This is a genomic window from Streptomyces sp. NPDC017979 (assembly GCF_044328175.1).
GTDB lineage: Bacteria > Actinomycetota > Actinomycetes > Streptomycetales > Streptomycetaceae > Streptomyces.
Genome location: NZ_JBIRGU010000003.1, coordinates 650533 through 662877 on the forward strand (window position 1 = coordinate 650533; position 12345 = coordinate 662877).

Here is a 12345-nt window from a genome sequence, read left to right on the forward strand (position 1 = left end):
GCGGAGGCGGACATGGCGTGGACGTGGCGGTTCGAGAAGTCCGACGGAACGGAGGTCGCGCCCTCGGTCGAGCCCGAGGAGTTCTCCACCCAGGGCGACGCGGAGTCCTGGATCGGCGAGCACTGGAAGGCCCTGAGCGAGGGCGGTGCGGACCAGGTCGTCCTCTCCGAGGACGCCACCGTGATCTACGGGCCGATGAGCCTGCACGCGGAATGACCGGCGGGCGCCCCGGACCCCGGGGCGCCCAGCCCCCGCGCTCTCAGATCTCCCCCAGCGTCACCTGGGCCGACTGCCGCTCCCCGTCCCGGAGGAACGTCACGGGCACCTTCTCGCCCGGCTTGTCGGCCGCCAGCGCCTCCGCCAGCGAGGTGATCGTCGTGATGGACGCGTTGCCCACCTGCGTGATGATGTCGCCGCTGCGCAGCCCCGCCCGGTCGGCCGGGCCGTTCTTCTCCACCTCGACGATCGCCACCCCCGACGGCTGGTAGTTGTCGTCGAGGACGGTGCGTCCGACGATCCCCAGCGCCGCCCGGCCGGAGTCCGTCACCCGGCCGTACTTGATGATCTGGTCGGCGACGGTCTTCACCATCGTCACGGGGATGGCGAACCCGATGCCCGGCGCGGCGCTGCCCAGGTTCGGATCGGTCGCCGCCAGCGTCGGCACGCCGATCACCTCGCTGTCCAGGTTGACCAGGGCGCCCCCGCTGTTGCCCGGGTTGATCGCCGCCGAGGTCTGCACCATGTTCGCGATCGTCGCGCCCGTGCCGCCGCCGGACGCACTCTCCGTCACCGTCCGGCCGACCGCCGAGACGATGCCCTGGGTGACGCTGCTGGACAGCCCGAGCGGGGAGCCCATCGCCAGGACGATCTGCCCGACCTCGACCTTCGACGAGTCGCCGAACGTGGCGGGCTTCAGGCCGGCGGGCACCTGGTCGAGCTTGAGGACGGCGAGGTCCTGCTCGGGGTAGGAGGACACCAGCTTCGCCGGCACGGGCTGTTCCCCCGTCGCCGTCGTGACCTGGAAGGTCTTCGCGGCGTCCACGACGTGGGCGTTGGTGATCAGATGGCCCTTGTCGTCGTAGACGATGCCCGAGCCCAGGCTGTCGCCGGCCTCGATCTGGACGACCGACGGCAGCACGTTCTTGATGACGGTCTCGTAGTCCGACTGGAGGTCGTCGGCGGCCTTGGGCAGGGCGATCGCCCTGGTGGAGCTCTCCGGCTTGGCCGCGGCCGACTCGCCCGCGCAGCCGGCGGCGAGGGCGACGGTGGATATCGCGGCGGTCAGCGAGAGCAGCAGTCGACGGCGGGCGGGGCGGGCGGCGCGGCGGTGGGGTGAGTCCATGCTCGGAGTGTCCCTTTTGCGGGAGTACGTCGGCTTGTTGTACGCCTCCGATCAGGTGGCCGCCGCCCCGGCCCCGGCCCCGAAGGCCCCTCGCCCCGGCCCCGAACGCCCTCGCCCCGCACCCGCCGCCGGTGCCTCAGGAGGCCGGGACCCCCGCCTCGTCCTCCTCGACCGCCCGCGCCGGCGCGCCGTCGGGTCGCGTCGGCTCCGACGCCAAGAACTGCGTGGCCGCCAACTCCCCGTACAGCGGGTCCCGCGCCACCAACTCCTGATGCGTGCCCACCGCGCGCACCCGGCCCGCGTCCATCACCACGATCCGGTCGGCCAGCGTCACCGTCGACAGCCGGTGCGCCACCACCAGCACCGTGACGTCCCGCGACACCTCGGCCACCACGTCCCGCAGCGCCAGCTCGTTCACCGCGTCGAGCTGCGACGTCGCCTCGTCCAGGAGCAGCAGCCGCGGCCGGCGCAGCAGCGCGCGGGCGATCGCCACCCGCTGGCGCTCGCCGCCGGACAACTTGGAGCCGCGGTGGCCCACGAGCGTGTCCAGGCCGTCCGGCAGCCGGTCGACGAGCGCGTCCAGCCGCGCCCGCACCAGCACCTCGCGGACGTCCTCGTCCGTGGCGTCGGGGGCGGCGAAGGTGAGGTTCTGCCGCAGGGTGCCGGCGAGCACCGGCGCGTCCTGCTCGACGTAGCCGATCGCGGCGCGCAACTCGGGCAGCGACCAGTCCCGCACGTCACGGCCGTCCACCAGCACCCGGCCGCCGCTCACCTCGTAGAACCGCTCGATGAGGCCGAAGACGGTGGTCTTGCCCGCGCCCGACGGGCCGACGAAGGCGGTCATCCCGGCGCCCGGCACGGTGAAGGAGACGCCGTGGTGCACGGGCGGCAGGTCGTCGCGGTAGCGGAAGGCTACGTCCTCGAAGACGACCGAGGCCGCACCGGAGCCACCGGTCGCACGGGACGTCGACGGCCCCGGGGCCAGCTCTTCCGTCTCCAGCCGCTCCGCCTCCACCAGCCGTGCGATCGCGGCCGAACCGACCTGGTACTGCGTGGCCGCCTCCACCAACTTGCTCACCGGGTCGATCAGGTAGAAGAGGAAGAGCAGGAACGCCACCAGCGTGGAGACCGAGATCTCGCCGGACGCCACCCGCGCCCCGCCGATGCCCAGCACGGCGAGGAACGACACCTGGATCGCCAGGCCCACCGACGACCACGCCGCCGCCTGCCACTTCGCCGAGCGCACCCCGTACCGCCACGCCGTCGTCGCCGCCCGGTTGACGACCTCGGTCTCCCGCTCCTCGGCGCCGGACGCCTTGACCGTGCGGAACGCCCCGAAGGCCCGCTCCAGCACGGTGGATATCTCGCCGACCGCCTCCTGCGACTTCTTCGTCGACTTGGAGATCTGCGGCATGACCAGGGCCACGACGCCGCCGATCAGCACGATCACCCCGAGCGTGACCCCGAGGAGCACCGCGTCCATCAGCGCCATCAGCACGATCGTGGCGACGAACGAGACGCCGCCGGTGATCGCGGAGACGACCGACTGGGTCGTCACGGCCTTCAACAGGGTGGTGTCCGAGGTGATCCGGGACATCAGGTCGCCCGGCTGCATGCGCTCCACCTCCGGCAGCCGCAGCCGCAGCAGCCGCCCGACGAGCGAGCGGCGGGCGGCGAGGACCACGGACTCGGCGGTGCGCTCCAGGACGTACGCCCCTACGGACTCGATCGCGGTGCCGATCACCACCAGGGCGGTGAGCACCACCAGGATCCCGGCGATGGAATCGTCCTCGCCGAGCCGGTCGACGAGGGCCTTCGCCGCGAGCGGCTGGGCGAGCGCGGCGACCGCGCCGACCAGGGCGAACACGGCGCCGAGCGCGACGGCCCAGCGGTGCGGCCGGAAGTGCGCGTACAGCGCCCGCCAGGTCTCCCTGGCGGGCAGCTTGGGCGTCCCGTCGGAGCCGTCGGGGCTCCCCGGCCCGTCATCGGGGCCCGCTCGGGTGCCGTCGTTCATTCGGGTGATGTCCTCGGAGCTCACGGAGGAGGTGACGCAGAATCCGCCCCCGCACCTGACTGGGGTCGCGATGCGGTCGCCAGGGCGTGTGGGTGCGATGTCCTCTGCGGCTCGGCGCTGGGCTGCTCGCGCAGTTCCCCGCGCCCCTGAATGCCCTCCGCCCCGCGGGCCTGGTGGTACCTCCACGCCATCTAAAAGCACCACCCGCCGTCGGCCTTGGGGACACGTTGGTGTCTGCGGCCCGGTGGTGGGTTGCTCGCGCAGTTCCCCGCGCCCCTGTTGTGCCCGGCCTGGTCGGCCCACTGCCGGTCGGTGGGTTGAGACGGACTGCAAGATCCCTGCCCCTCGCCCGCAGGGCGTGGCTTTTGGGGGCGCGGGGAACTGCGCGTCCAGCTCACCACCGGGGTCGCGGAGACCGGCGTTTCCGTGGGGAAGCGGCGAGGGTGTCAGGTGGTGCGGGGCCCACACCCCACAGGGCGCGGGACCGCGCGAGCAGCCCGCCACCGGGTCGCGGAGACCGGCGCGCCCGCGGGAAGACGGCGGGCGCGCCCAGGGGCGGCGCGGAGTGCGATGGGGCGCGCCGGAGCGTCAGCCGCGGACGCCGCACAGGTGGAGCAGCGCCGCGACGCGGCGGTACGGGTCCCGGCGGCCCGCCCGGTCCTCCGCGGCGAGCAGCCGCTCCAGCGGCTCCGGCGGGGCGCCGTCCTGGCCGGTCGTCGACCACTCCGAGAAGACCTGCACGCCGTACCAGGCGTGCAGCGGCGCCGCGATCCCCGCCAGCGTCGCGGTCAGGTGCTCCAGCCTGTCCGCGCGCAGCGGCACCCCGCGGCGGTCGGTGTACCCCGCGGCGTCCGGCTCCAGCGCGGCGAGGGTCCGCTCCCAGTCCCCGGCGAGCCCGGGGCCCATGGCCAGCGCGTCCGCGTTCCGTACGACGAGGGACAGCAGGCCCCCGGGCGCCAGCATCCGGGCCAGCCCGGCGAGCACCCCCTCCGGCTCCGCCGACGCCATCAGGACGCCGTGGCACAGCACCACGTCGAAGCTGCCGGGGGTGAAGTGGACGCCGGTGTCCCGGCCGTCGCCCTCGATCATCCGGACGCGCTCGCGAATGCCCGCGGGCTCGGTGGACAGCGCCTCCTGGGCGAGCCGCAGCGACTCCGCGTCGCCCTCCAGGCCGGTGATGGCGTGGCCGGCACGGGCCAGCCGCAGCGCCTGCACGCCCCGGCCCATGCCGACGTCGAGTATCCGCAGCCGCTGCCCGACCGGGTAGCGGGCCACTATCTGCTCGTCGAGCTGGCGGGAGACCAGCTCCTGCCGCACGGCGTCCCCGATGTCCGCGGGGGAGGGGCAGGGCGTCGGCGAAGCGGCGGACGCGACCTCACCCGGAGCGTCCGGGGCGGTCGCGCCCTGGCCGGTCAGGGCCGTTCTCCGCGCTTGACCTGGGGCTTCGGCAGACGCAGTCGACGCATCTGGAGCGTGCGCATCAGGGCGTACGCCACTGCGCCGCGCTTGGGCTCGTCGGGGAAGCGCTCGTTGAGCTGCTTCTTCAGACGGATGCCCAGGCCGATGGAGTCCACGACGATCATCACGATGACGCCGAGCCAGAGCAGCAGCGCGATGCTCTGCAACTGGCCGATGCGGACCATGCTCAGGACGAGGATGATCACCGCCATCGGGAGGAAGAACTCCGCGATGCAGAAGCGGGAGTCCACGAAGTCGCGGGCGAAGCGGCGGACCTGGCCCTTGTCACGGGCCGGCAGGTACCGCTCGTCACCGTTGGCGAGCGCCTGGCGCTGGCGCGCCAGCTCGGTGCGCCGGGTCTCCCGCGCACGCTTCATCGCGGCCTTGCGGTCGGTCGGCTGCGTGGCGGCACGACGGCGTTGGCTCTGGGCCTCGCTCCGCTTGGGAGTGGGGCGACCCTTCGGGGCCTCGGGGTCGCGGGGCTGCTGGGAGAGGTCCGCCGTCACCTGGTCGGTGGGGGCCTTCTCTGTCTTGGCACGGCTACGGAACACGAAACCCAAGGGTACGTGGTGGTGGACGGGGACCCAATGCCGGTGGGGAACGATCCGGCAACACCGCGCGTCTTCACGGGCGGGACGACGGCGTTCGCCGGGCCCGCGCGGGGCAGTCACGGAGGGTGACCTGAGGGTGATCGGGGGGCGACCCTGACGGTCATCTACTCCTTGCGCCGGATCAGGAGCGGTCCGCAGTCGTCCTTGGGGAGGAGCGCATCCGTGCTCGAACAGTGCGGTAATGGAAGCAGGGCCCGTACTGTGGGTTCTGTTGGAGTGCTGGAGCCGTAGTCCGTCAGAAGGGGGCGCGCGAAGCCCATGAGCGGTGTGATGAAGCGTATGGGGATGATCTTCCGCGCGAAGGCAAACAAGGCCCTTGACCGGGCCGAGGATCCGCGCGAGACCCTCGATTACTCGTACCAGAAGCAACTTGAGCTGCTCCAGAAGGTGCGCCGCGGCGTCGCCGACGTGGCGACGTCCCGCAAGCGTCTGGAGCTCCAGCTCAACCAGCTCCAGGGGCAGTCCTCGAAGCTGGAGGACCAGGGCCGCAAGGCGCTGGCGCTCGGCCGCGAGGACCTGGCGCGCGAGGCGCTGTCCCGCCGCGCCGCGCTCCAGCAGCAGGTCACCGACCTGGAGACGCAGCACACGACGCTGCAGGGCGAGGAGGAGAAGCTCACCCTCGCCGCCCAGCGCCTCCAGGCCAAGGTCGACGCCTTCCGCACGAAGAAGGAGACGATCAAGGCCACCTACACCGCCGCCCAGGCGCAGACCCGGATCGGGGAGGCGTTCTCCGGCATTTCGGAGGAGATGGGCGACGTCGGCCTGGCGATCCAGCGGGCCGAGGACAAGACCGCCCAGCTCCAGGCGCGGGCCGGGGCGATCGACGAGCTGCTGGCCTCCGGTGCGCTCGACGACCCGACCGGAATGGCGAAGGACGACATCGCCGCCGAACTGGACCGCATCTCCGGCGGTACGGACGTGGAGCTGGAACTCCAGCGGATGAAGGCGGAGCTGGCCGGCGGCTCGGGCGCCTCCCAGCAGGCCATCGAGGGCGGCCAGGACGCCGCCGGACAGCAGGGCAGCAACCGCCCGAACTTCGACAAGCACTGACCTGCGGGCGGGCCGGCGGGGCTGCCACAGGACCGAGCGAGAAGGACTCGTCATGATCGTACGGATCATGGGGGAGGGTCAGGTGAGGCTGGCGGACAGCCACCTCACCGAGCTGAACAAGCTCGACGACGAGCTGATGGCCGAACTCGAACAGGGCGACAAGGACGGGTTCCGGCGTACGTTCACCGCCCTGCTCGACAAGGTCCACGAGCTCGGCGACCCCCTGCCGGACGCGTCCTTGGAGCCGTCCGAGCTGATCCTGCCCGCGCCGGATTCCACCTTGGAGGACGTCAGACGGCTCATCGGGGAGTGGGGCTTCATCCCCGGCTGAACCACCCCGCGGGACGGCGTTCGGCGTTCCCGCCCGGCGCCCAGCACACTCCAACACGTCGATCCCCCCGTTCCCGAAGAGGGCCGGGGGGATCGGCGCACCCGCCGCCGGGCACCGCTCTCCGCCGGCACCGGTCCCGTCCGCCGCCCGCACGTCGTACCGTTGCTTGCCGTGACCTCCCTCGCCACCGGGTTCGCCCGCGCGCAACGCTGGCTCCGCGAGCACCCCCTGGCGCTCGACGCGGCCATCGCCACCCTCGCCCTCGCCTGCATGGTGGTCGGCTCCTTCGCCGAGCCGTACGGCGAGCACGGCCCGACGTTCGGCGCCCGCAGCCCCGGCGCCCGCAGCCTGCTGCTGATGACCCTGGCCGCCGCCGCCCTCGTGTGCCGCCGGCGCCAGCCGATGGCGGTGCTGGCGTTCACCGGCGTCCTCAGCCTCATCGAGCTGGTCTTCGGGGAGCCGTCCGCCCCGGTGGCGATGTGCGCGGTGATCGCGCTCTACACCGTCGCCTCCCGCACCGACCGCTCCACCACCTGGCGCGTCGGGCTGCTGACCATGGTCACGCTCTCCGGCGCCGCGATGTTCTTCGGCACGACGCCCTGGTACACCCAGGAGAACGTGGGCGTCTTCGCCTGGACCGGGATGGCCGCCGCGGCCGGCGACGCGGTCCGCAGCCGCCGCGCCTTCGTCAACGCGATAAGGGAGCGCGCGGAACGCGCCGAACGCACCCGCGAGGAGGAGGCCCGGCGCCGGGTCGCCGAGGAGCGGCTGCGGATCGCCCGCGACCTGCACGACGTGGTGGCCCACCACATCGCCCTGGTCAACGTGCAGGCGGGGGTGGCGGCGCACGTCATGGACAAGCGCCCCGACCAGGCGAAGGAAGCGCTGTCCCACGTACGGGAGGCCAGCCGGTCCGCGCTCAGCGAGCTGCGCGCCACCGTCGGCCTGCTGCGGCAGTCCGGCGACCCGGAGGCGCCCACCGAGCCGGCGCCCGGCCTCGACGTGCTCGACGAACTCGTCACCACCTTCCGCCAGGCCGGGCTGCCGGTCGAAGTGGCCCGCGCCGACCAGGGCGTGCACCGGCCGGCGGCGGTGGACCTGGCCGCCTACCGCATCATCCAGGAGGCGCTGACCAACGTCCGCAAGCACGCGGGCTCGGGGGCCAGCGCCGAGGTCAGCGTCATCCGGGTGGGCACGACGCTGGAGGTCACCGTCATCGACAACGGCTCGCCCGGGGGCGAAGGCCCTCAGTGCGTCCACGCCCGGGCGAGCGCCGACGCCCAGCCCCGGGAAGCCCGCGACGGCGGCGGCAAGGGCCGCACCGACAGCACCGGCCGTGACGAGGGTGACGACCGCGAAGGCCGCGGCGGCCACGGCCTGCTCGGCATGCGCGAGCGCGTCAGCGCCCTCGGCGGGCGGCTCAGCACCGGCCCCCGCTACGGCGGCGGCTTCCGCGTACAGGCGATACTGCCCCTCACCGCACGCACGGGAGAGGACCGATGACGATCCGCGTCTTGCTCGTCGACGACCAGACGCTGCTGCGCAGCGCGTTCCGCGTCCTGGTGGACTCGGAACCCGACATGACCGTGGTCGGCGAGGCCGCCGACGGGGCCGAGGGGGTGGCTCTGGCCCGCTCCGCCCGCGCCGACGTCGTCCTGATGGACATCCGCATGCCCGGCATGGACGGACTCGCCGCCACCCGGCTGATCAGCGCCGACCCCGAGCTGGCCCACGTCCGCGTGGTCATGCTGACCACCTTCGAGGTGGACGAGTACGTCGTCCAGTCGCTGCGCGCCGGCGCCTCCGGCTTCCTCGGCAAGGGCGCCGAGCCCGAGGAACTGTTGAACGCCATCCGGATCGCCGCCGCCGGTGAGGCGCTGCTGTCGCCGACCGCGACCAAGGGTCTGATCGCCAAGTTCCTCGCCCAGGGCGGCGCCGGGGACGACGACCCGGACGCCGAGCCCTACTCGGCGCGCCTCGCCGCGCTGACCGTGCGGGAGCGCGAGGTGTTGGTGCTGGTCGCCGGCGGCCACTCCAACGACGAGATCGCCGAGCGCCTCGTCGTCAGCCCGCTCACCGTGAAGACCCACGTGAACCGGGCCATGGCCAAGTTGGGCGCCCGCGACCGCGCCCAACTCGTCGTCACCGCCTACGAGTCGGGACTGGTACGCCCGAGGGTGGAGTGACGCTCACGCGGCATGTACTCCAGCTGCGGTATGCGCGAGATAAAGAAACGGGACCTGGGGGCGACGGGTCCGGCGTCGGGATGGCTGATCGTATAAGCGGGCCACTGGCCCCGCCCGCCGGCGATCCGGGTCGCCGTGCGCCGTACGTCCCGCCTCGGCGCGCTCCTGCCGCGCATGCCACAGAAGAGAGACGAACCCCATGTCCTGGCTGTCGAGATTCAGCCTGAAGCAACGCGCCCTGGTCGGGCTGATGTCGATCGTGGCGATCGTCTTCGGGGCGATCGCCATACCCCAGCTCAAGCAGCAACTGCTGCCCTCCATAGAACTGCCGATGGTCTCGGTGCTCGCCACCTACGAGGGCGCATCGCCCGACGTGGTGGAGAAGCAGGTCGTCGAGCCCCTGGAGAACTCCATCGACGCCGTCGACGGCATCAAGGGGATCACCTCCACGGCGAGCGAGGGCAACGCCGTGATCATGGCCAGCTTCGAGTACGGGGACGGCACCAAGCAGCTCGTCGCCGACGTGCAGCAGGCGGTGAACCGGGCCCGCGCCCAACTGCCCGAGGACGTCGACCCGGAGGTGATCGCCGGCTCCACCGACGACATCCCCACCGTCGTCCTCGCCGTCACCTCCGACAAGGACCAGCAGGCCCTCGCCGACCAGTTGGAGCGCACCGTCGTGCCCGCGCTGGACGGCATCGAGGGCGTCGGCCAGGTCACCGTCGACGGAGTGCAGGACCTCCAGGTCTCCGTCACCCCCGACGACGCGAAGCTCGCGGCGGCCGGGCTGACCACCGCGGCGCTCGCCGACGCGCTGAAGGCGGGCGGCGCGACCGTACCGGCCGGCTCCTTCAGCGAGGACGGCAAGAACCGCACGGTGCGGGTCGGCGCCGGCTACACCGACCTCAAGCAGATCGAGAACCTGAACGTCGTACGGCCCAAGGGCGGGCCCGTGCGCGTCGGTGACGTCGCGAAGGTGGCCCAGCAACCGTCCGCCGCGACCTCGCTGACCCGCACCAACGGCAAGCCCAGCCTGGCCGTCTTCGCCACCATGGACAACGACGGCAGCGCCGTCGCGATCTCGGACGCGGTCAAGGACAAGCTGCCGGAGCTGCGCAAGGACCTCGGCAGCGGCGCCGAGGTGACCGTGGTGGCCGACCAGGGCCCGGCGGTCTCCAAGGCCATCTCCGGACTGACCACCGAGGGCGCGCTCGGCCTGCTCTTCGCGGTCGTCGTGATCCTGGTCTTCCTGGCCTCGCTGCGCTCCACCCTCGTCACCGCGGTCTCCATCCCGCTCTCCGTGGTGCTGGCGCTGATCGTGCTGTGGACCCGCGACCTGTCGCTGAACATGCTCACCCTGGGCGCGCTGACCATCGCCATCGGCCGGGTCGTGGACGACTCGATCGTGGTGCTGGAGAACATCAAGCGGCACCTCGGCTACGGCGAGGAGCGGGAGGGCGCGATCATCACCGCGGTCAAGGAGGTCGCGGGCGCGGTCACCGCGTCCACCCTGACCACGGTCGCCGTCTTCCTGCCGATCGGCCTGGCCGGCGGCATGATCGGCGAGCTGTTCGGCTCGTTCTCGCTGACGGTCACCGCGGCGCTGCTCGCCTCGCTGCTGGTGTCGCTGACCGTGGTGCCGGTGCTGTCGTTCTGGTTCCTGCGCGCGCCGAAGGACGTCCGCGACCTCGGCCCGGACGAGGCGCGCCGGATCGCGGAGGAGAAGGAGGAGCGCAGCAGGCTCCAGCGCTCGTACATCCCCGTGCTGCGGTTCGCCACCCGCCGGCGGATCACCAGCATCGTCCTCGCGGTGGTCGTCCTCTTCGGCACCTTCGGCATGGCCGGCCTGTTGAAGACGAACTTCTTCGACCAGGGCGAGCAGGAAGTCATGTCGATCAAGCAGGAGCTCCCGGTGGGCACCAGCCTGGAGGCGTCCGACGCGGCGGCCAAGCAGGTCGAGAAGGTGCTGTCGGGCCTGGACGAGCTGGAGAACTACCAGGTCACCGTGGGCTCCTCCGGCTGGATGGCGGCCTTCGGCGGCGGTACGGGCACCAACCAGGCGTCGTACCAGATGACCCTGAAGGACGCCGCGGACTACGAGGACGTGCGCGACCACATCGACGCGGAGCTCGCGAAGCTCAAGGGCATCGGCGACACCACCATCTCGGCGGGCGACGGCTTCGCCAGCCAGGACGTCAGCGTCGTGGTGAAGGCCGCCGACCCGGACACCCTCAAGGAGGCGTCCGAGGCGGTGCGCAAGGAGGTCGCGGAGGTCAAGGACGTCACCGACGTCCAGAGCGACCTCGCCCAGTCCGTGCCGCGGATCGCGGTGACGGCGAAGCCCGCCGCGGCCTCCGCCGGGTTCAACGACGCGACGCTCGCCATGGCCGTCACCCAGGCCGTGCGCGGCACCCCCGCCGCCAAGGTGACCCTGAACGACACCGAGCGCGATGTGGTGATCACCTCCGCGAAGCCCGCCACGACCATGGCGGCGCTGAAGGAACTCCCGCTCGGCGCGGTCAAGTTGGGTGAGATCGCCGATGTGCAGCTGGTGCCGGGGCCGGTCTCGATGACCCGCATCGACGGCTCGCGCGCCGCCACCGTCACCGCCAAGCCGACCGGTGACAACACCGGCGCGGTCAGCACCTCGCTCCAGTCGAAGATCTCCGGCCTGGACCTGCCCGAGGGCGCCACCGCCTCCATCGGTGGAGTCTCCGAGGACCAGGACGAGGCGTTCGTCTCGCTGGGCCTGGCGATGCTCGCGGCGGTCGCGATCGTCTTCATGCTGCTGGTCGCCACCTTCCGGTCGCTGGTGCAGCCGCTGATCCTGCTGGTCTCCATCCCGTTCGCGGCGACCGGTGCGATCGGCCTGCTGGTGGTCACCGGCACTCCGATGGGCGTACCGGCCCTGATCGGCATGCTGATGCTGATCGGCATCGTGGTCACCAACGCGATCGTGCTGATCGACCTGATCAACCAGTACCGCGCCCAGGGGCTCGGGGTCGTCGAGTCCGTCATCGAGGGCGGCCGGCACCGACTGCGGCCGATCCTGATGACCGCACTGGCGACGATCTTCGCGCTGCTGCCGATGGCGCTCGGCGTCACCGGCGAGGGCGGCTTCATCGCCAAGCCGCTGGCGGTCGTGGTGATCGGCGGTCTGATCAGCTCGACGCTGCTCACCCTGCTGCTCGTGCCGACGCTGTACGCGATGGTGGAGCTGCGCAAGGAGCGCCGCCGCAAGAAGAAGGCCGACAAGCGCGCCCGGAAGTCGGGCGAGCAGGGGCCGGACCGCGGCACCGCGCAGGGCGACGAGGACCTGAGCCTCCAGAACGCCTGATCCGTAGCCGTACGAC

10 protein-coding genes are annotated in these 12345 nt (G+C 72.2%); 6 read left to right on the forward strand and 4 right to left on the reverse strand.

Features of this window, described 5'->3' with window-relative positions; translation table 11 throughout:
- Nucleotides 1-12: 12 nt before the first annotated feature.
- Nucleotides 13-216, forward strand: coding sequence for a hypothetical protein (locus ACH4E8_RS12390; RefSeq protein ID WP_361548399.1), 204 nt, complete (start codon nt 13-15; stop codon nt 214-216).
- 43 nt (nt 217-259) lie between these two features.
- Here ACH4E8_RS12390 and ACH4E8_RS12395 read toward each other — a convergent pair whose 3' ends face one another.
- The 4 genes from ACH4E8_RS12395 to ACH4E8_RS12410 form a co-directional block, all read right to left on the reverse strand.
- A complete protein-coding gene (locus ACH4E8_RS12395) occupies nt 260-1342 on the reverse strand; it encodes a S1C family serine protease (RefSeq protein WP_398447049.1) in 1083 nt (360 codons plus the stop codon).
- Nucleotides 1343-1478: 136 nt separating this feature from the next.
- Nucleotides 1479-3356: an ABC transporter ATP-binding protein gene (locus ACH4E8_RS12400; protein ID WP_398447051.1), complete on the reverse strand. Its 1878-nt coding sequence runs from the start codon at nt 3354-3356 to the stop codon at nt 1479-1481.
- Between the two features lie 588 nt (nt 3357-3944).
- Nucleotides 3945-4685 (reverse strand): class I SAM-dependent methyltransferase, encoded by a 741-nt coding sequence (locus ACH4E8_RS12405; RefSeq protein WP_398447316.1) that lies wholly within the window; start codon nt 4683-4685, stop codon nt 3945-3947.
- Nucleotides 4686-4768: 83 nt separating this feature from the next.
- A complete protein-coding gene (locus tag ACH4E8_RS12410) occupies nt 4769-5365 on the reverse strand; it encodes a DUF3043 domain-containing protein (protein WP_398447053.1) in 597 nt (198 codons plus the stop codon).
- Nucleotides 5366-5683: 318 nt separating this feature from the next.
- On the opposite strand from ACH4E8_RS12410, the gene ACH4E8_RS12415 reads away from it, so the two are divergent.
- The 5 genes from ACH4E8_RS12415 (at nt 5684) to ACH4E8_RS12435 (ending at nt 12329) form a co-directional block, all read left to right on the forward strand.
- The gene (locus tag ACH4E8_RS12415; protein ID WP_398447055.1) at nt 5684-6475 is read left to right on the forward strand and encodes a PspA/IM30 family protein; all 792 of its coding nucleotides are present in this window, start codon (nt 5684-5686) and stop codon (nt 6473-6475) included.
- 52 nt (nt 6476-6527) lie between these two features.
- Nucleotides 6528-6806 (forward strand): hypothetical protein, encoded by a 279-nt coding sequence (locus tag ACH4E8_RS12420; protein WP_398447057.1) that lies wholly within the window; start codon nt 6528-6530, stop codon nt 6804-6806.
- Between the two features lie 171 nt (nt 6807-6977).
- Entirely contained in the window at nt 6978-8309 is a 1332-nt protein-coding gene (locus ACH4E8_RS12425) for a sensor histidine kinase (protein WP_398447059.1), read from the forward strand.
- Complete coding sequence (locus ACH4E8_RS12430; protein ID WP_398447061.1) at nt 8306-8992, forward strand: response regulator; 687 nt, start codon at nt 8306-8308, stop codon at nt 8990-8992. The genes ACH4E8_RS12425 and ACH4E8_RS12430 overlap by 4 nt, the downstream gene beginning before the upstream one ends.
- Before the next feature lie 199 nt (nt 8993-9191).
- A complete protein-coding gene (locus ACH4E8_RS12435; protein ID WP_398447062.1) occupies nt 9192-12329 on the forward strand; it encodes an efflux RND transporter permease subunit in 3138 nt (1045 codons plus the stop codon).
- Nucleotides 12330-12345 lie beyond the last annotated feature (16 nt).